The organism is Streptomyces sp. NPDC103540 (assembly GCF_055584445.1).
In genome coordinates, this window is the sequence record NZ_JBVJMA010000009.1 from 15148 (window position 1) to 33880 (window position 18733).

The following is an 18733-nucleotide window of genomic DNA, read 5'->3' on the forward strand; positions in this document are numbered from 1 at the left end:
CACCACGGCGCAATCGTCGACGACGATCGTCTTCGCGTGCGGACTGTCGATCGCTCGCTCTATGCGGCGGCGTGTTGCGGCTGTCGCAGTTCCGCCTGGCCGAAGAGGAGGGCATAGCCGTCGGGCAAGCCGTGCAGAATGCGGGCGAGGAGGTCGGGGCCGGCAAGGCGGGCGACGGTTACGAGGACGGCGCCGGTGTCCCAGCGGGCGACGGCTGGGCTCGCACCGGTCCGGGCGGCCAGGTCCTTGACGAAGCCCCAGCCGGTGAGGGGTTCGATGTCGGGGATCTGGGCGGTCAGGGTGAGCGCTGCTTCGACGGGCAGGGCCTGGGCGAGGTCGACGCGTTCGTCTCCGGTCAGTTGGCGGCCGAGGGCGGCGAGAACGTGGTGAACGGCTTCCGCGGCGCGTTCGCGGGTGGGGTAGGCACCTTCGTAGCGCACGCGTTCCAGCATCTGCTCGAACGTCATGGCCTGCTGGGCGGTGTTCGGTCGAGGCTGGTCGTACATGGCTGCGGTTGCCTTTCTCTGCTGAGGGTTCCTGCCGCGGGCAGGGGAGGGACGGTCAGGCGGGTTGGGGGGCCGAAGAGGAGGTCGTAGCCGGGTGGAAGCCGGAGCAGGATGTCGTGGGTGAGGCCATCGCCCGCGTCCGCGGTCGCGGTGGACAGTACGGCGCCGACGTCCCGCAAGGCCGTCTTCTCGGTTGCGACTTCGCTCCACGCGGCGGTCGCACGAAGGAATCGCTGTGGTGAGAGCGGCTCGGCGGCCTGCGGCGGGTTGAGAAGGGTCAGGTCGCCCTTTTCCGGAAGGCGGGCGGCGGGCTCGGCCCGGACCCTGCCGACGAGGTGCACGCCGAGCCGGGCCAGAACGACACGAGCGACCCGGTCGGCTTCCTCAACGGTTCCGTACTCACCGCACTTTTGGGCGTGGGCCAGGTACGGGGCTCCCTGCGCATCGACATCACGGTCCCCGGGGAGGGGGGAGGTCCAGAGCGTGCGGTGGGTGGGCGCCGGGGGCTCTCCCACCCACCGCGACCGGCTGAGGGGGGCGGGTCAGCCGGAGATCTGCTTGCGGCCGGATCCGGCGCCGATGCTGACCTTGCGGGGCTTGGCACGCTCGGCGATCGGGATCCGCAGGGTGAGGACACCCGCGTCGCAGTCGGCCTCGATGCGCTCGGTGTCCAGGGTGTCCGCGAGGACGATCTGGCGGGAGAAGACACCCAGAGGCCGTTCGGAGAGTTCCATCTTGACGGAGTCGGCCTTCGCGACCGGGTGGCGCTCGGCCTTCACGGTCAGCATGTTCCGCTCGACGTCGATGTCGATCGCCTCGGCGCTCACACCGGGCAGGTCGAACGCGATCACGTACACGTCGCCGTCGCGGTAGGCGTCCATCGGCATGACCGACGGCTTCGACCAGGTCCCTGAAGAACCCGACAGCTGCTGGACGATCCGGTCCATCTCGCGGAACGGGTCGGTGCGCATCAACATCGCGAAACACCTCCGATTGGTTCAGGCAGAAACTGCCAATGCGCTTCAACGTGGAACCGTTGTAGCATGTCATCGAAACGACGACAAGCAGGAAGTCGTCTGGGGGATGACAGAGGACGGAGCATCATGAACGAGGCCGGAGAGCCGACCACACCCATCACCTATCCGGCCGCCGCAGCGGCACTGGCGACCATCAACCAGGCCGTCCGACAAGCGCAGGAAGCCTCCACGGGTACACCGGCGGCACCGTCGACGGCGGGCGCGGGCCCCCACCCCGCCCTGGCCGCCCTGCTGATGCTGCGCGAGGTCCGCCAGCAGCTGAGCGGCTGGGAGACCGGCCTGATCGAAATCGCCCGCAGCGAGGGCGCCAGCTGGGCCGACCTCGCCGGACCCCTCGGAGTCGCCAGCCGCCAGGCCGCCGAACGCCGCTACCTGCGCCTACGACCGGGGAAGGCCGGAAGTACGGGCGAGGAACGCGTCCAGGCCACCCGCGACGCCCGCGCCGCCGATCGCAGCGTGGACGCCTGGGCCCGCGACAACGCCGCCGACCTGCGCCGCCTCGCCGGCCAGATCACCGCCCTTCCCGGCCTCGCCGACGACGCCGAGGGCGCCATCGGCGACCTGAACCAGGCCCTCGCCCATGACGACACCGCCCGCCTCGTCCGCCCCCTGACCGGCACCCGCGCCCACCTGCGGCCCGAGGACGCCGAGCTCGCCGAGCGCGTTGACGCCATGACCCGACACACCGACCAGCTCCGCAGGGACGCCCACGATCAGCGCAGTACGTGACCCGCACCCCCGACGTCGGGGGCACCGTCGTCAACGCAAGGAGTGATCACCTTGACCGGACAGCCTCCCCGGCACCCCGGCGGCAACCGCATCGACATGGAGGTCCTGGACCACGCCGTCACGATCAGACCCACCGGAGAGATCGACATCGACACGGCACCCACCCTGCACCTCGCCCTTCGCGAAGCCCTCACTCACGCTTCCGCGGCCAAACCACTGGCGGTCGACTGCAGTGGCCTCACCTTCTGCGACTCCTCAGCGCTGAACGCGCTCCTCGCCGCGCGCCACGCAGCCCAAGACACCGACGTCCACCGCCTCGGGCCGCGCAGCAGCACGGCGGGGCGGCCCATCAGCCGCGCCGGGACCGCCGGTGCGTTGCCGTGGCGGCGGCGCAGGGCGGGTGCCCAGGCGTAGCCGTGGTTCGGGAAGGCGGTGGTGCTGTCGGCGTACGGGTACATGCCGATCGCCTACCCGAGCGCCCCCACGCACGCGCCACCGAGCGGCCGGCGGCCGGCGGTGTCGGGTGACGCGCTGCGGGTAGGCGCCGCCTATCGGCACATGGTTCGACGGCAACGCCGCAAGGGCGCGAAGGAGCGGCTGTGATGCGACATACGGCGCAGGTGTCCGGTCATCGGATCGCCGATCCGTGGGGAGCCCGAACCCCCTACGGATCGGGCGGGCCGTGGCCCGCGCGGGTGGACTCCTGCTTGGCCGAAGGGGTGGCTGTGGCGGATGTCGAGGCGTGGGTGCGGGCTGCCTCGCTTCTGCACTCCGATGGCGACGCGATGGACATCGCCGTCCGCGGCGGGCGGATCGTCGGGGTTCGCGGCCGGGCCGGGGACCGGGTGAACCGGGGCCGGCTGGAGCCCAAGGACCTCTTCACCTGGCAGGCCAACGCCTCCGCGGACCGGCAGACCCGCCCGCTCGTCCGCGAGGACGGACGCCTCGTCGAGAGCGACTGGCCCACGGCCATGAACCGCGTCGTCGCCCGGTCGCTGGAGCTCATCGGCTCGCACGGGCCGAAGGCGCTCGCGTTCTACACCTCCGGCCAGCTGTTCCTGGAGGAGTACTACACCCTCGCCGTCCTGGCCCGCGCCGGCATCGGCACCCCGCACCTGGACGGAAACACCCGCCTGTGCACGGCGACGGCCGCCGAGGCGCTGAAGGAGTCCTTCGGCAGCGACGGCCAGCCCGGCTCGTACGAGGACATCGACCACGCCGACGCGATCGCCCTGTTCGGCCACAACATCGCCGAGACCCAGGCCGTCCAGTGGATGCGGATCCTGGACCGCCTGGACGGCCCCGACCCGCCCCGGCTGCTGTGCGTCGACCCGCGCCTGACCCCGGTGGCCCGCCGGGCGACCGTGCACCTCGCACCCCGGCTCGGCACCAACGTGGCCCTGCTCAACGCCCTGCTGCACGAGGTCATCCGCCGCGGCTGGACCGACCCCGCCTACATTTCCGGGCACACGGTCGGTTACGACGCGCTGTGCGCGCAGGTCGAGGCGTGCACGCCCCGGTGGGCGGCCGGCGTCTGCGACGTACCGGCGGCGGCGATCGAGGAGGCCGCCGAACTGGTCGGGACCGCCGACCGGCTGCTGTCCACCGTCCTGCAGGGCTTCTACCAGGCCAACCAGGCGACAGCGGCGGCCGTGCAGGTCGACAACCTGCATCTGATCCGCGGCATGCTCGGCCGCCCCGGCGCGGGTGTGCTCCAGATGAACGGCCAGCCCACCGCGGAGAACACCCGCGAGTGCGGCGCCGACGGTGACCTGCCGGGGTTCAGGAACTGGCAGAACGAGGACCACGTGGCCGGCCTGGCGAAGGTGTGGAACGTGGAGCCGTCCACCATCCCGCACGACGGTCCGCCCACCCACGCCATGGAGATATTCCGGCTCGCCGAGCGGCACGAGGTACGGATGCTGTGGATCAGCGCCACCAACCCGGCCGTCTCCCTGCCGGAACTGGTCCGGATCCGCTCCGTCCTCGACCAGGCCAACCTCTTCCTGGTGGTCCAGGACCTGTTCCTGACCGAGACGGCCCAGTTCGCCGACGTCGTGCTGCCGGCCGCGACCTGGGGCGAGAAGACCGGCACGTTCACCAACGCCGACCGCACCGTCCACCTGTGCGAGAAGGCCGTGGACCCGCCTGGTGACGCCCGCCCGGACCTGGACGTCTTCCTCGACTACGCGGCCCGCATGGGCTTCCAGGACAAGGACGGAGCCCCGCTGGTCCACTGGAGCGGCCCCGAGGAGGCGTTCGAGGCGTGGAAGCGGTGCAGCGCCGGGCGGCCCTGCGACTACACCGGCCTCACCTACGCCAAGCTCCGCGGCCCCAGCGGCATCCAGTGGCCCTGCACCGATCACGCCCCGGACGGCACCGACCGCCTCTACGCGGACGGCGTGGAGTGGGCGCATCCGGACCTGTGCGAGACGTACGGCAAGGACCTGGTGACGGGCGAGCCACTGGACGAGGAGTGGTATCGGGCGGTGAACCCGCGAGGGAAGGCCCTCATCCGGCCCGCCCCCTACGTTCCGCCGGACGAGTGGCCCGACGAGGAGCACCCCTTCCAACTGACCACCGGCCGCACCATCTACCACTTCCACACCCGCACCAAGACCGGGCGGGTCCCCGAGCTGGTGGAGGCGGCCCCGGAGGTCTGGGTGGAGATGGCCGCCGCAGACGCCGCCCGCCTGGACCTGGCCGAGGGCGACCTCGTCCAGGTCACCACACGCTGCGGGGCTCTGCGCGGGCGGCTGCGTACCGGCACGGTCCGCCCCGGCGTCCTGTTCGTGCCCTTCCACTACGGCTACTGGGACACCCCGGGTGGAAACTCCCCCGCACCGGGGACACCCGGGAGCGCGGCCAATGAGCTGATCCCCACCCACTGGGACCCCGTCTCGAAGCAACCGCAGTTCAAGACCGCCGCGGCCTCCCTGACCCTCGTCGCACGCGCCGACGACCCGGCCGCAGGTCCGCGCGCGGGCCCTCGGGACACCGTCAGGCCGACCGGCCGTCCTGGAAGGTGACCTTGCCGCTCGGACGGAGCGCGACCGCCATGTTGCGCTCCATTGAGTGCGGTCCGGCCCATGGTCCGCCTCCTCCCGTCACTCACGATCCCTGCCCGCGGCACGGCAGGCCCCGCGACGGTCGATCCACACGCCCAGGGCCTGATCGTCGCGCACGGACCTCACCACCCGAGGAGCCTCGCTGCGGGCTCGCAGCGACAGGCGGGGCGCGTCAGCGCGGCTTCGACCGCGCGTCCTCGTCCGCATGGCCACCGGCGCCCAGCACGCCCGTGGCCGCGAAAGGGGCCGACCGGGCGAGCCGGGGCAGTTCGGTGCGCGCGACGCGGGTCACGATCGGTGGGAGGAGAGGCCGCACCAGCTGGACGGCCCGAAGCCAGGCGGGCACATACACGGTGGCACTGCGGTGTTCGACGGCGGTTACGAGCCGCGCGGCCACATGGTCGACCGGGTAGACCTTGCGTGCGGGCGGGGGCATGTGCGCGCGCAGCTCACGCAGGACCGCGTACTGGTCGGCGTCACGAATCATGTCGGTGTCGGTCCAGTTGATGTAGGCGATGCCGACCCCCACCCTCTGGTGCGCGAGTTCGGCGCGCAGGGCATGGGCGAATGACTCCGTTCCCGCCTTTGACGCACAGTAGGCGCTCATCAACGGCGAAGTGCCCATGGCGGCAAGCGAGGCGATCTGCAGGTAGTGGCCGCCCGTGGTGAGCAGCGCGGGGAGGAAGGAACGGGCCGTGACGGCGCTGCCGATGAGGTTCACCTCGATGACGCGGCGCCAGGTGGCCGGGGCGGAGTCGGCGAACGGTCCGCCTTCGGCGATACCGGCGTTGGCGATCACCACCGAGGCGGGGCCCAGCCGGGCCGTCACGCGGGCTGCCGTGGCCGCCATGGCGGTGTCGTCGGTGACGTCGACCTCCCACCAGGCTGCGTCGTGGTGCAGGGGCGCGGCGACGCGGGCCAGCAGCTCCGGTTCCAGTCCCAGCAGGGCCACTGTCGCGCCCCGTCTGTCGAGTTCCCTGGCCATGGCGGCTCCCAGCCCACGCGCGGCGCCGGTCACCACGGCGACTCGGCCGTTCAGCGGATTCCGGCCCATACGTCCTCCTGGGGTGGGCGCGGTGCGGCCACGGGTCGGGCTGATCCAGCCTGCTGTTCGCGGACCGCCCGTCCGTACGCCGCCCTGTGCGGCGGCTACCCGTTCGGTTTGCCCGGACACCTCAGGGGGTTCGGGGAGCAGCAGCGCTGGGTCAGCGGGACGACCGGAACGCCCGCCGCTCGTCGCCCCTGCCTGTTCAGCGGTACTGGGGACGCGACGGCCGTCGAAGGAATCGACCCGTAGGACTGGTCCGGCCGACATTCTCCCGGCCGGCGCCGGGCACCGGCCGGCCCGCGACCCCCGTCCGGGGCCTCTACCTCGCCTTCGCCGCCGCCCACCCGGGCGGAGGCGTGCCCGGGGCGCCGGGCGCGGAGGCGATCGCGCTCGTCCGCTCCTGTCGGCCCCGGGGCGGGTGTGGTCGCGCAGGACGTGATCAGTCCTCGCTGAGTACGCGGACGCCAATCACCCGTGGGTCGACCGCATCGGGCACGACCATGCCGGCGTCGACGCCCGAGCGCAGGTAGTGCAGGACGTCGCTCGTGAGGCGTTCGCCGGGCAGCACCGCGGGAATGCCGGGCGGATAGGGCGTCAGCATCTCGGCGGCGATGCGGCCGATCGCTTCGTCCCAGGACACCTGCTCGGTGCGGCCGAAGAAGGCATCGCGTGGCAGGACGGCCTGTTCCAGCCGCATGCCGCGAGGGGAGGGGACGGCAACGGGCCGCCCGGTGTCCAGGTCCGCACGGTGCGCCGCGAGATCCGTGAGGGCGGCCAGGAGGATGTCGGTGGTGTCGGTGTCGTCCGCGTGCGTGAGCTGGGCGCTGATGCGGCGGTGGTCGGCGAGGTGGAGGTTGACCTGGTGGTTCTCGCGCAGCCAGTCCGCCGCACGGTAGCCGGTGACCTGCCAGGCGCTGATGTCGACAATGATCTGGAGGGGGTCCATGTCCGCTGCCAGGCCGGGCCCGCAGAAGTCCTCGCGGTCGTGCACGTGCATTCCGTCGATGCGGGAGATGCGGTCGCGGGTCGCGTGGGCGAGGGCGAGTGCGTGGTCGTAGAGGGACCTGCCCTGTTCCACCATCTGCCGGCGCCAGCCGTCCAGCGCCGCATACACGAGGACCGAGGGGCTGGTGGTGCCGAGCAGGTCCTCCCTGCTCCTGAGGACCTCTGGTTTGACCAGGTCGCCCTGCAGGTGGAAGACGGAACCCTGCTCCAGGCCGGAGCCCATCTTGTGCACGGAGGTGACACACACGTCCGCCCCGGCGTCCATGGCCCAGGTCGGCAGGTCCGGGTGGAACGGGAGGTGGGCGCCCCACGCCTCGTCGACGATCAGGGGACGGCCGCGGCGGTGGCACACGTCCGCGATCGCGGACAGGTCGGAGCAGGTGCCGTAGGGCGTCGGCGTCGTGACGAGCGCGCCTCGGGCGTCAGGGTGATCTGCGAAGGCGGCTTCGAAGGCTTCGGCGGACGGCGGGTGGGCGAGGTGGCGCTCGGCATCCCACTGGGGATCGACCCAGACGGGCCGGATGCCCGAGAGGATGAGCCCGGAGACGACGGACTTGTGGGCGTCGCGACCGACCAGCAGCTTCTCGTGGGGGCCCGCGACGGAGAGCATGGCCGACTTGACCGACAGGGAGCTGCCGCAGGTGGAGAAGAACGCGTGGTCGGCGCCGACCGCGTCGGCCATGAGCGCCTGCGCCTCCTCCACGACGGCGTGGGAGGAGGTCCGGTCGTCCAAGCCGCTGACGGCCAGGACGTCTGACAGGAAGACCGCGTCACCCAGCACGGCCCGCACGCGGGGGTCGGTGCCGCGTCCCTGCTTGTGGCCGGGTGGGGTGAAGGGTGTCTGGTCACTGGCGTGATAGGCCGCCAGGGCATCGAGTACGGGGGCCTTCGACTGGTCCATGACGGCCGCCTGCCCCGGCGGACCGGCGGAAAACGGGCAAGAGACGGACCGCAGCGGATGCGCGCGGCGGTCCGTGCAGGGAACGGTCTGCCCGCGGCGTGGTTTCGGATTGTCACGTCACAGGCGGTGTGCGGCGTCTGTGTGGGGTAGGCGCGGAGAGATTCGTCCTGCTCGGATCCGGTGACGTCTTGATCTCTCGGGCAGGTCGGCCATCGACAGGCGCTCACCCGCCCGCGGGTCGGGTCGGGTGTCCGCCACGAAGGAGTGGTCATGAAAGCGGCCGTGTACGAGGGACCTCGGACGGTGTCGGTCAGGGAGGTGCCGGACGCAGCGATCGAGCACCCCTGCGACATCCTCGTCAAGATCACCACGACGAACATCTGCGGTTCCGATCTCCACATGTACGAGGGCAGGACCTCCTTCGAGACCGGACGGGCCATGGGCCACGAGAACCTCGGCGAGGTCGTCGAGGTCGGCCCGGCCGTCGGCAAGGTGAAGGTCGGCGACTGGGTGGTGCTGCCGTTCAACATCGCCTGCGGGTTCTGTAAGCAGTGCGAGCAGGGGCTGACGAACTACTGCCTGACCATGCAGCCCAAGGCCGACATGGCGGGTGCCGCGTACGGGTTCGCCGAGATGGGGCCCTATCAGGGCGGTCAGGCCGAGCTTCTGCGGGTCCCCTACGGTGATTTCAACGCCCTGCGCCTGGGCGAGGACGCCTCCGAGCGGCAGGTCGACTACGTGATGTTGGCCGACATCTTCCCCACCGGCTACCACGCCACCGAGATGGCCGGGGTCAAGCCAGGCGACCAGACCCTCGTGTACGGGGCGGGCCCGGTCGGTCTGATGGCCGCCTACTCGGCCCTGCTCAAGGGCGCCGGGCGGGTATGGGTGGCCGACCACCAGCCCGACCGCCTGCGCCTGGCCGAACAGATCGGCGCCATCGCGATCAACACGGCCGAACAGGATCCTGCCGAGGTGGTCAAGGAGGCCACTTTGGGGTTGGGGGCGGACAACGGCTGCGAATGCGTCGGCTATCAGGCCCATGACCCCCAGGGTGAGGAGGACCCGGCGCTGACCATGAACGGGCTCATCGACGCGGTCCGCTTCACGGGCGGCCTCGGTGTCGTCGGCGTGTTCATCCCCGAGGACCCCGGGGCGAAGGAGAAGCAGGGAGCGCTCGAAGCCCAGGGGAAGATCCCCATCGACTTCGGGATGCTCTGGTTCAAGGGACAGAGGATGGGTACCGGCCAGGCGCCGGTCAAGCGCTACAACCGGGCCCTTCGCGACCTCATCGCGGCGGGCAAAGCCGAACCCGGCTTCCTCGTGTCCCACGAACTCTCCCTGGAGGAGGCGCCGGCAGCCTATGAGCACTTCGACAACCGTGACGACGGCTGGACCAAGGTCGTCTTGCACCCGGACCGCCACAACGGCAGCGGTTCCGCCAGGAAGGGCGCCGGACGCGGTCACGCCGAGCCCAGCCTGCGGGAACTGAAACGTGCCGCCCGCGACCGGGACATCCCCGGCCGCTCCCACATGACGAAGGAGCAGCTGAAGCAAGCGCTCGCCTGACGCCTCTTCGGGGACCGGAGCGCGAACGGCGGCGTTCGGCCCTGCGACGCGGCAGTCGGTGCCTGCCACCGCACGAGGTGGCAGGCACCGGGGCCAGGGCCTGTCAGGAGGGCGGGTAGGGGGCGTACTTCAGGCGGCGGGCGAGGTGGGCGGTGTTGGCGGCGAGGGTCTCGGTGGCGGCGGCGGTCTTATCGGGGGTCTTGTCGAGGTCCTGGTAGTCGGTGCCCTGCATGGCTTCGCCGACCCAGTAGGTGACGGCGTTGGGGGGCAGGGTGAAGCCGCAGTCGTTGAGCCCTTGGAACAGCTCGGCGCTGACGTGGTGGGCGCCGTCCTCGTTGCCGACGACGCACACCGCGGCGACCTTGCCGTAGGTGAGCATGCGGCCCTCCTCGTCGCTCTCGCCGATCTCCGCGTTCAGGCGCTCCATGACCCGCTGGGCGACGCTGGAGGGGTGCCCCAGCCAGATCGGCGTCGACAGGATCAGGATGTCCGTGCCCAGGATCGTCCCGCGGATCTCCGGCCAGGCGTCCCCCTCCCCCAGGTCGGTCGCGACACCGGTACGGACGTCGTGGTCGGCGATCCTGATGACCTTGCCGGTCACGCCGTGCCCGGCCAGCGCCTCCATGGTCTGCTCGGCCAGCATTTGCGAGCTCGACGGTTCGGGGGACGGGGAGAGGGTGCAGACCAGCGCGACGGCGCGCAGCGGGGTGTTCTCAGTGGCTTCCATGCCGGGCGCCTACCCCGGCGAAGCCGCCGCTACCAGACCAATCAGCAGGTGGCGCGACTCCGATCCCGGCCGGGGCACGTTCGCCCTCGATCCTGGGCGGCGGGTGCCGGGGCATCACAGACCTGCATGCGTGGCGAACATGAAGGCTCCCGGAAGGCGATGAGGACGATCAGGAGGTGGAGCACGCCCGGGCGGTCGGCAAGGCGGCCGTTGACGACCTCGCCCACGTCTTCGCGGTTGCCGGTGACGCCCGAGCCCACCCGGCGCACGGGGCGGGCCACGCACCACGCCGTACGTCACCGCTTTCGCCCCGCGCGCGTGCGAGGGGGACAAACGGGTAGACGCCCGGCATCCGGCGAAGATCAAGGAGAGGACATCTCATGACCGACACTCGTGACGGCCGGGACACACCGCGGGATCCGGCCCACCGCAAGCCCACTCCCCCGTCGCAGGCCCCGGGCGAGAGCGGGGACAGGGAAAGCCGCCGGGAGGCGGAGGCAGCCCTGTCCGGCAAGCACGACAAGGAGGCCGCAGACGCCCTGAGCCCGAGCATCGAGGCACAGGAGGACGCGGCCGGGGCGGGCAGCACCCATGACGGTCCGGGGAAGGACCGGAAGGGAGGCCGGGAACGATGACGGAGTTCGGGTATTTCCTGGCCTGTGAGGAGTTCACCCCCGCGCAGCTGCTGGAGCAGGCGCGCCGGGCGAAGGACGCCGGATTCACACGGCTGGCCATCTCCGACCACTTCCACCCCTGGAACGACGCCCAGGGCAACAGTCCTTTCGTCTGGTCGATGATCGGCGCCCTGTCCCAGACCGTCGGCCTGCCGGTCACCACTTTGGTGACCTGCCCCACCGTCCGGATGCATCCGGCCGTGACGGCCCAGGCAGCAGCCACCTCCAGCGTCCTGCTCGACGGGCGCTTCACCCTCGGCGTCGGAACCGGCGAAGCCCTCAACGAGCATGTGCTCGGCGACCACTGGCCGCCGTTCGACGAACGCGCCGCCATGCTGGAGGAAGCCGTGGAAGTGATGCGCGCCCTGTTCTCCGGCCGCCAGGTCACCCACAGGGGCGCGCACTACACCGTCGAGAACGCCCGCCTCTACACGCCTCCGGCAGGCCGGCTGCCCGTCTACGTGTCGGGATTCGGGCCCCAGGCCGCAGAACTCGCGGGACGGATCGGCGACGGCTTCGTCACCATGGGGCCGGACGAGGAGGCCATCGGCCGCTTCCGCAATGCCGGCGGCGCCGGCAAGCCCGTCATCGGCGGGCTGAAGGTGTGCTGGGGCCCAGATCGTGACAAGGCCGTGGACACGGTGCACCGGCTGTGGCCCAACGAGCAGCTGCCCGGGGAACTGGCCCAAATCCTGCCGACCCCCGCCCACTTCGAGCAGGCGAGCCGGCTCGTCACCCGAGACCAGGTGTCGGCCGCCGTCCCGTGCGGCGACGACATCGACGAGCACGTCACGGCGATCCGCGGCTACATCGACGCCGGCTTCGACGCCGTCTACACCGGACAGATCGGGCCCGACCAGGACGGCTTCTTCACCGCCTGGTCAGAGCACCTCTTGCCCGCCCTCACGTAGTGCTTGGTGGGCACCGGCGAGATGCTCCACAACCTGCGGGTGATCCGGACCATGGGACCCGGTCCGCTGCCCGTGCCTCGGCGGCCGCTCAACCACGCGGAGGAGAGATGTGTGGGGCGACAGTCCAGTGGCTGCCGCCCCACAGCTGAGCCGCCGAGCGGCTGCCGTGTCATGGGGTCTGATCTAGAGGCGGTTCGAAAGGTCTCCGTAGTAGCCGCCGACCTGTCGGTGGTAGTCCTCGTTGCCGAGGTGCTTGTCCTTGTCGAACTCCGGAGCGGCCTTGATCTGCTCCTTGGTCCAGCCGACGTAGATCTTCTCCTCCCGCGCATCGACCCGGTCGATCGTGCCCGCCGGCAGGAGAACCTCCTTGCCGAAGATCCACGGGCCGGTGTCGACCACGATGTACGAGGAGCCGACCTCGTCGGAATGCTTGTCGACCTTGCCGATGCTGCCGTCGGCCGCCTCGACCTTGTAGCCCGTCAGGTCGGATCCGACCGTACGGCCCGACGTCTCGCGGTAACCCCACACGTTCTCGGTCATGGGAACAATCCCTCCACGTCGTCATTCTCGGAGCGCGACCTTCAAGGGCCGCGCCGTGGTCGTACCTGCGCCTGCCCCGAATGGCTGGGGCAAACCGGAGACCGCCGGATTCAGTCCTGTCAGCGGCACGATCCGGACTCGCTCACCGATCGGGGTCCCCTGCCGCTCGGCCGAACGGCCCCTCGCTCCTTCAGAGGACCTCGACCACCAGGAGGCAGGTATCGTCCTCCAGCCGGCCATCGGCGTAGGGGGCGACCAGTGCGTCGAGGGTGTCGCGGGCATCGCGGCCGGTGCACCCTGCCAGGCGTTCGCGTAGAGCTCGGATGCTGTCGTCGAGGTCCTCTCCTCGTCGCTCGACCAGTCCGTCGGTGTAGAGCACCAGCAGGTCGCCCGGTTCCAGGGGTACCTCCGCCGTCGGGTACGTCTCGCCGGGCAGGACTCCCAGGAGCGGCCCGCGGTGGTGGGTGTCGAGCGTGGTGGCCCTGCCGTGGCGCAGCAGAAGGGGTGCCGGATGGCCGGCGCAGGCCCAGGACAGGTGTCGGTCGCCGTTGATGTGTCCGATGACGGCTGTGGCCGTTTCCGCCGAGGTGTCGGCGCACACGAGTTCGTTGAGCCAGGTCGTGAGTTGTCCGGCGTCGCTGTCGGGGGTGTGGGCCAGGCCGGCGAGGGCGTGCCGCTGTTGGGCCATGCGCGCCACCGCTTCGAGCCCGTGCCCGCAGGCGTCTCCGATGGCCAGCAGGATCCGCCTGTCGGGCAGCGTACGGCACTTGTACCAGTCTCCTCCGACCGCCGCTTCGGCTTCGGCCGGCAGGTAGGCGGCGGCGACCGCGTAGCCTCGGCGGGCCAGCTCGGAGGAGTGTCTGGGCAGGATCGCTTCGCGTAGCGCGGCGGCCACCCGGTGTTCGGCCGCCGCCTGCTCGCGCAGTCGTTCGGTCTGTCGGCGGGTCGCGGCGAGCCGCTGGCGACTGCGGATGACCGGGGTGAGGTCGCGTGCGATCAGGTGCAGGGCCCAGGGGAGTGCGTCGGTGGAGATGACGGGACGTCCGATGACGTGGAGGGTTCGGATGTCGCCGTACACGCTGAAGCGGATCTCTGTTCCCGGGGGTTCCTCTCCGTCGAAGAGGGCTCGCAGGAGTCGGCCCCAGCGCGGTACGTCCTCCAGGAGGACCGCGTCGCATAGTTCCAGCAGTCCCAGGGGGTGTCCGGGCACGGTGCGGAATATGGTGCTGAGCCCCTCGGACCAGGTGGTCTCGCCGGAGAGGAGGTCGAAGTGGGCCCATCCCATCGAGGCGATGTACTGGGCTTCCATGGACATGAGCTCGGCCGGGTTGTGGGCCGGGCGCCATGTCGCCAGGATCTGGCCGGAGCAGGACGCGGCGTCGTAGAGGAGTTTGGCGCGGTGCAGACCGTCCGGGCGTCGCTCGGTGTAGTCGACGGGAAAGGCGCGCAGCGCCACGCCGGTGTGCAGGACTTCGCGGAGGGCGTCCAGAAGCCCTGACCCGTCCGCTCCGGGCCGGGCCTCACGCAGTCGTTTGCCCACCAAGTGGTCGGGGGCGTCGAGCCATTCGACGGAACGGACATGGTTGCCCGCTCGGATGACGAAATCATCGGTCAGGCCATCGGCTGTGGCGATCGGGGCCAGCAGCGCTGCCGAGACGGGAATGGCCGGGAGGGTCGCACACACGCAGGCCCAGGGGTCGTGGTCTGCGGGTCCGTTCGCGCAGGAGTGGCTGCGGTCGGAGCTTTGGCCGCATGTACAGGCCACGGAAGTGTCGGACTCCACGCTCCCGGCCGGGCCGACCGGGTTCCGGCGTAGGCCTGCCGAGGCGTCCGCCGTCGCACGCAGAAACGCCACCTCGCGCGTGATGAGCTGCTTGAGGGCCTCGGGGTCCCGGGGAACAGCGGCATTCATGATCGCCTCCCTGCGTCGTGGGGACGGCACGCGCGATCGGCGACTGCCCTCGACGGGCCGGTTCACTCCTCGCACGCGCGACCCACAAGCCGGGGTCGACAGCTCGGCTCAGCCGTCTTCGACGGTCGCGGGAATCCGGGTGGCGATCACGGGTAGACGAGGGCCGTGAGCGATCCGCACCCGCACGACCGAGTGGCCGAAGACCTGCTTTCCGGACTGAGCGTGGACGACCGCCGGCCGGAGCAGCCAGTGCTCCTGGACTCCTTCGGCGCGCCGATCCGCACCTGGCGGGAGAACTATCCGTACGACCGCAAGATTCGGCGGGCGGAATACGAGCAGACCAAACGGATCCTGCAGATCGAGCTCCTGAAGCTGCAGCATTGGGTGAAGGAGACCGGAACGCGGCTGGTGGTGATCTGCGAGGGCAGGGACGCCGCAGGCAAAGGAGGCACGATCCAGCGGTTCACCGAAAGGCTCAATCCACGCGGTGCCCGGATCGTGGCCCTGGGCAAACCGACCGATCGGGAAGCCGGCCAGTGGTACTTCCAGCGGTACGTCGCCCATCTGCCAGCAGCCGGTGAGATCGTCTTCTTCGACCGTTCCTGGTACAACCGCGCCGGGGTCGAAAAGGTCATGGGATTCTGCACCCCCGAGCAGTGCGAGCTGTTCCTGCGGCAATGCCCGGCCTTCGAGGCCATGCTCGTGGAGGACGGGGTCCTGCTGGTGAAGTTCTGGTTCTCGGTCTCCCGCGCCGAGCAGCGAACCCGCTTCGCGATCCGGCAGGTCGATCCGGTCCGGCAATGGAAGCTGTCCTCCACGGATCTGGCCTCCCTGGACCTGTGGGACGCCTACACGGCCGCGAAGGTCGAGATGTTCCGCACGACCGACACCACCCACGCTCCATGGACGGTGGTCAAGAACAACGACAAGCGACGCGGCCGCCTCGAAGCCATGCGGAGCCTGTTGTGGCGCATCGACTACGACCGAAAGAACGAGGCGGCGGTGGGCCGCCCCGACCCCCTCATCGTGGGGGCCGCCGACACCCTCCTCGAGGCCGGAGAGGAACCCACGGTCCTCTCCCCCACTCCCCTGGCCGGGCCGCCTCTCGGCCCCGGCCTGCACCCCGACCGCCAACACCCCGCAGAGCCGCACACCGCGAGGCCGCGACCGCCCGACAGCGACCGGGCGCGGCCCCCACGATGACGGAACCGTCGGCGGCTCGTAGACGGCCCCACCGGCAACAGCGTCGCCGCCCCTCAGGCGGGGTGCCGCCCCTGCTGGGGCTCGCCCCGGAGAGAGGAGCGGGGCCCAGCAAGGTCGAACACCCGACAAGGTGGGACTTCCCGGGCGCTGACCGGCCGGGGCGCGACTGCCCGTGACCTGGGGCCGCCTCCCAAGTGGGGAGGCGGCCCTCAATCGGCGGGTCTTGGGTGCCGCGCGGGCCATCCACCATGGGTCCGACCGCGTCCGTCAGCCCGGGCACTTCAGACCGGTCCGGGTGGATTTCACCGCGCTGTCCAGCAGCTGGGCCCGCGGCAGCAGCTTGGCCACAACCTGAACTGAACCTGAACGCCCCGGTCGTGGACGTGCACACTTACTCCAAGGACCGCGCGATGGCCTTCCGCAAGACGACAAACCCGGTCTACGCCCCGAACTCCAAGGTCGGCCCGACGGCCGACACCGAGCGGTACGGCCGGCCGCCGAGCTGGGAGACCGACGGGGCGATCACCCGCAGCGCCTACGTGTCGCACGCCGAGGACGACGACTGGGGCCAGGCGGGCACGATGGTCCGCGAGGTCCTGGACGACGCGGTCCGCGACCGGCTGGTGGACAACGTCGTGGGACACCTCCTGAACGGGGTGACCGAGCCGGCCCTGAAGCGCCCTTCCGGTACTGGTCCAACATCGACAAGTCGATCGGCGAGCGCATCGCGCAGGGCATACGCGCCAAGGCGGCCGAGAAGGACCCGAAGGCGACCCGACAGGGCAACCCGGCGCGCAGCAGCATGCAGGACAAGGCCCGAGCGTTCGCGTACGGACCTGCTGCGCACGGCGGCGCAGCCTTCCCGACTTCGGGGCGAACAGGCCGGTGGGCCACCCCCTTCAGAAGGGGGTGGCCCACCGGCCTGCGTGCGATCCCTGTCCGACTACCAGCGATACCAGCGACCGCTGCTGCCCTTCGGACGGGCAACGAACCCGATCAACCACAACACCAGCACCGCGATCGCGACCCACCAAAGAACCTTCACCGCGAAACCGGCACCGAAAAGAATCACAGCGAGCAGAAGAACGAGAAGCAGGGGAACCATGATTATCAACCTCCGACACGCCGACTGCCCGCCCCCACCCCACCCATGCACCCGATTTTTAACTGTTTCTTATTCGCGCAGGCGGGCATACGTGCGTGCCCGTCATCTTCCTCCGTCAGGCGAGCGGGCGACCGACCGGACGGCCGCTCGCGGCGGTCAAGCACCCTGAATGCCATGCACGTCAGATGGAAATGACGCCGCGGGGTTTGAGGGCGGCGATCGCGAGCAGGCGGCTGGTCACGACCAAGCCGGTACATCGACGAGGAGGTCCCCATGTCGGGCACGGAGAAGAGCAAGGCTCAGGGCGAGCAGGTCAAGGGCAAGGCCAAGGAGATGCTGGGCCGCGCCGTCGGCAACGAGCGGATGGCCGCCGAAGGCCGCGGCGAACAGGCCAAGGGCCACGCCCGCCAGGCCAAGGAAGACGTCAAGGACACCTTCCGCCACTGACCCCGCGCCACCGCACCACTCCCCCGCGAGCCGTGAGGCTCCCTGTGCCGTGCCCCGACCGGATCCCCCCTGGTCGGGGCACGGCCATGCCCGGCGGTTGGCGGCTTCGACGTACGCGGCCGATGTCGGCGGGACGGCTCACCACCCGCCGGATGAGCGGAGGTGAAGGGCATGGCGGGCGTTCAAGCCCAGTGGGTGAGGTCATAGAATAGTTGTCAAAAGTTGTGGATTGACTGTTGCTGATGGCGGTGTCGGGCCAGATGCGCGAGCAGTAGTTCGGTGAGGCGTTCGGGTGCGCGTAGCGGTAGGTAGTGGTCGGCTCCGGATACCAGGTCGCCGCCGGCGTCGGGGATGTCGGCGACGAGCCTGTCGGCGATCACCGCGATCTCTGAATGGTCGCGGTCGCCGTGGATGACGAGCGTCGGCACGGCGATCCGGTCGAGGCCGGCGGCGGCGTTCCGGCCCAGATCCGCGAAGTGTTGTTCGCTGACGATGCGCCGCTGCGCGTTGTCCTCGATCATCAACTTGATCAGCTCTCCGCCCGGGGCGGTGACGCCGAGGGGCGCCCAGATCGACAGTTCCAGTTCGGCCAGCCGTGCGGCGTCCCGCTCGCGACGGGCTGCGGCGTAGGCCGACGATTCAGGGTCCTGCGGCCATGTGTGGCCGCTGACAGAGGCCCCGACGAGGACCAGAGCGCTGACTCGCGCGGGGTGGACGAGGGAGAAATCCAGTGCCGTCTCCCCACCCATGCTCAGCCCGACCAGCGCAGCCTGATCCAGTCCGAAGTAGTCCAGGACGGCGAGCAGATCCTCCACGTCGTCAAACGGATCCTTTGGCGGCGTGGAGCGGCCCAGGCCGCGGGCGTCGAAGCGAACCACGCTGTGGTGACGGGCCAACGCGGGGACGACGAGGTCCCACAGGCGGGCGTCCATGCCGGCGCCGTGCAGCAGTGCCACCGGGCTTCCCGTTCCGCGGTGTTCGGCCCACAGCCACCCGCCACCGGAGACCGGAACGCGATGGGTTTCTGGGTCCTGTGCGAGGTCGTGTTCATCGGTGCTCTGCCTCATGACGCGATCATCTCAGAGCGTTCGACGTGGATTCCGCGCTCGAAGCGGGCTCCGGCCCGCACGAGGGCAACCAGGTGGGGTGCGTTCACGGCGCGCCGGCGGGTCCGGGCCGACTCGATGAGTTCGAAGGCCATCGCGAGCGCGGCGGCGCGGGAGCCGGCACCGCGGGTGCCCTTGGTCCGCAAACGGACCGTGCTGAAGGTTGATTCGGGCCGGCAATTACGGGACCAGCGCTGCGACGCGGCGACAGGAAGCGACCCTGAAGAGACTCCGCGTCGACCGAC

General features: G+C 70.5%; 17 protein-coding genes and 3 pseudogenes. 9 read left to right on the plus strand and 11 right to left on the minus strand.

The genetic code is table 11. The features are described 5' to 3' along the window. Window positions 1-59 precede the first annotated feature (59 nt). The 3 genes and pseudogenes from ACZ6ZI_RS22025 to ACZ6ZI_RS22035 all read right to left on the minus strand — a co-directional run bounded on the left by ACZ6ZI_RS22025 (window position 60) and on the right by ACZ6ZI_RS22035 (window position 1483). Window positions 60-506 (minus strand): DUF2267 domain-containing protein, encoded by a 447-nt coding sequence (locus ACZ6ZI_RS22025; RefSeq protein ID WP_469523482.1) that lies wholly within the window; start codon window positions 504-506, stop codon window positions 60-62. A 65-nt stretch (window positions 507-571) separates the two neighbouring features. Next, window positions 572-957, minus strand: a pseudogene (locus ACZ6ZI_RS22030) (DUF2267 domain-containing protein); the annotation flags it as partial. A gap of 91 nt (window positions 958-1048) precedes the next feature. Then, the gene (locus tag ACZ6ZI_RS22035; protein WP_469523483.1) at window positions 1049-1483 is read right to left on the minus strand and encodes an Hsp20/alpha crystallin family protein; all 435 of its coding nucleotides are present in this window, start codon (window positions 1481-1483) and stop codon (window positions 1049-1051) included. Between the two features lie 126 nt (window positions 1484-1609). Here ACZ6ZI_RS22035 and ACZ6ZI_RS22040 point away from each other — a divergent pair, with 126 nt between their 5' ends. The 3 genes from ACZ6ZI_RS22040 to ACZ6ZI_RS22050 all read left to right on the plus strand — a co-directional run bounded on the left by ACZ6ZI_RS22040 (window position 1610) and on the right by ACZ6ZI_RS22050 (window position 5301). Beyond that, complete coding sequence (locus ACZ6ZI_RS22040) at window positions 1610-2272, plus strand: HSP18 transcriptional regulator (protein ID WP_469523485.1); 663 nt, start codon at window positions 1610-1612, stop codon at window positions 2270-2272. A 51-nt stretch (window positions 2273-2323) separates the two neighbouring features. Beyond that, complete coding sequence (locus ACZ6ZI_RS22045) at window positions 2324-2686, plus strand: STAS domain-containing protein (protein WP_469523487.1); 363 nt, start codon at window positions 2324-2326, stop codon at window positions 2684-2686. Window positions 2687-2874: 188 nt separating this feature from the next. After that, window positions 2875-5301, plus strand: coding sequence for a molybdopterin oxidoreductase family protein (locus ACZ6ZI_RS22050; protein WP_469523489.1), 2427 nt, complete (start codon window positions 2875-2877; stop codon window positions 5299-5301). 211 nt (window positions 5302-5512) lie between these two features. On the opposite strand, the gene ACZ6ZI_RS22055 is transcribed toward ACZ6ZI_RS22050, so the two are convergent. After that, window positions 5513-6394, minus strand: coding sequence for an SDR family oxidoreductase (locus ACZ6ZI_RS22055; RefSeq protein WP_469523490.1), 882 nt, complete (start codon window positions 6392-6394; stop codon window positions 5513-5515). Window positions 6395-6827: 433 nt separating this feature from the next. Continuing rightward, window positions 6828-8294, minus strand: a complete 1467-nt coding sequence (locus tag ACZ6ZI_RS22060) for an aminotransferase class I/II-fold pyridoxal phosphate-dependent enzyme (RefSeq protein WP_469523491.1) — start codon at window positions 8292-8294, stop codon at window positions 6828-6830. 270 nt (window positions 8295-8564) lie between these two features. Here ACZ6ZI_RS22060 and ACZ6ZI_RS22065 point away from each other — a divergent pair, with 270 nt between their 5' ends. Further along, window positions 8565-9863 (plus strand): glutathione-independent formaldehyde dehydrogenase, encoded by a 1299-nt coding sequence (locus ACZ6ZI_RS22065; protein ID WP_469523493.1) that lies wholly within the window; start codon window positions 8565-8567, stop codon window positions 9861-9863. Between the two features lie 103 nt (window positions 9864-9966). Here ACZ6ZI_RS22065 and ACZ6ZI_RS22070 read toward each other — a convergent pair whose 3' ends face one another. Continuing rightward, the gene (locus ACZ6ZI_RS22070) at window positions 9967-10590 is read right to left on the minus strand and encodes a flavodoxin family protein (RefSeq protein ID WP_469523494.1); all 624 of its coding nucleotides are present in this window, start codon (window positions 10588-10590) and stop codon (window positions 9967-9969) included. Window positions 10591-10970: 380 nt separating this feature from the next. Between ACZ6ZI_RS22070 and ACZ6ZI_RS22075 the strand changes: the two genes are divergently transcribed. Together ACZ6ZI_RS22075 and ACZ6ZI_RS22080 are read left to right on the plus strand one after the other, a co-directional pair. After that, the gene (locus tag ACZ6ZI_RS22075; RefSeq protein ID WP_469523495.1) at window positions 10971-11225 is read left to right on the plus strand and encodes a hypothetical protein; all 255 of its coding nucleotides are present in this window, start codon (window positions 10971-10973) and stop codon (window positions 11223-11225) included. Then, window positions 11222-12175 (plus strand): TIGR03557 family F420-dependent LLM class oxidoreductase, encoded by a 954-nt coding sequence (locus ACZ6ZI_RS22080; RefSeq protein ID WP_469523497.1) that lies wholly within the window; start codon window positions 11222-11224, stop codon window positions 12173-12175. The genes ACZ6ZI_RS22075 and ACZ6ZI_RS22080 overlap by 4 nt, the downstream gene beginning before the upstream one ends. A 183-nt stretch (window positions 12176-12358) precedes the next feature. Here ACZ6ZI_RS22080 and ACZ6ZI_RS22085 read toward each other — a convergent pair whose 3' ends face one another. Together ACZ6ZI_RS22085 and ACZ6ZI_RS22090 are read right to left on the minus strand one after the other, a co-directional pair. Continuing rightward, window positions 12359-12715 carry a PRC-barrel domain containing protein gene (locus ACZ6ZI_RS22085; protein ID WP_469523498.1) on the minus strand — a complete coding sequence of 119 codons (357 nt, stop codon included), beginning with the start codon at window positions 12713-12715 and terminating at the stop codon, window positions 12359-12361. 190 nt (window positions 12716-12905) lie between these two features. Further along, window positions 12906-14399 carry a PP2C family protein-serine/threonine phosphatase gene (locus tag ACZ6ZI_RS22090; protein ID WP_469523500.1) on the minus strand — a complete coding sequence of 498 codons (1494 nt, stop codon included), beginning with the start codon at window positions 14397-14399 and terminating at the stop codon, window positions 12906-12908. Window positions 14400-14792: 393 nt separating this feature from the next. On the opposite strand from ACZ6ZI_RS22090, the gene ppk2 reads away from it, so the two are divergent. Further along, complete coding sequence (gene ppk2 / locus ACZ6ZI_RS22095; protein WP_469523502.1) at window positions 14793-15830, plus strand: polyphosphate kinase 2; 1038 nt, start codon at window positions 14793-14795, stop codon at window positions 15828-15830. A 353-nt stretch (window positions 15831-16183) separates the two neighbouring features. Then, a pseudogene (locus ACZ6ZI_RS22100) lies at window positions 16184-16647 on the plus strand (catalase-related domain-containing protein); the annotation flags it as partial. 126 nt (window positions 16648-16773) lie between these two features. On the opposite strand, the gene ACZ6ZI_RS22105 reads toward ACZ6ZI_RS22100, so the two are convergent. After that, window positions 16774-16935 carry a hydrophobic protein gene (locus ACZ6ZI_RS22105; protein ID WP_469524003.1) on the minus strand — a complete coding sequence of 54 codons (162 nt, stop codon included), beginning with the start codon at window positions 16933-16935 and terminating at the stop codon, window positions 16774-16776. A 273-nt stretch (window positions 16936-17208) separates the two neighbouring features. Here ACZ6ZI_RS22105 and ACZ6ZI_RS22110 point away from each other — a divergent pair, with 273 nt between their 5' ends. Then, the gene (locus ACZ6ZI_RS22110) at window positions 17209-17382 is read left to right on the plus strand and encodes a CsbD family protein (RefSeq protein ID WP_469523504.1); all 174 of its coding nucleotides are present in this window, start codon (window positions 17209-17211) and stop codon (window positions 17380-17382) included. 215 nt (window positions 17383-17597) lie between these two features. Here ACZ6ZI_RS22110 and ACZ6ZI_RS22115 read toward each other — a convergent pair whose 3' ends face one another. Both ACZ6ZI_RS22115 and ACZ6ZI_RS22120 read right to left on the minus strand, forming a co-directional pair. After that, the gene (locus ACZ6ZI_RS22115) at window positions 17598-18449 is read right to left on the minus strand and encodes an alpha/beta fold hydrolase (RefSeq protein WP_469523506.1); all 852 of its coding nucleotides are present in this window, start codon (window positions 18447-18449) and stop codon (window positions 17598-17600) included. Then, window positions 18446-18658 (minus strand): annotated as a pseudogene (locus tag ACZ6ZI_RS22120) (IS256 family transposase); the annotation flags it as partial. The pseudogene ACZ6ZI_RS22120 and the gene ACZ6ZI_RS22115, both read right to left, overlap by 4 nt. Window positions 18659-18733 lie beyond the last annotated feature (75 nt).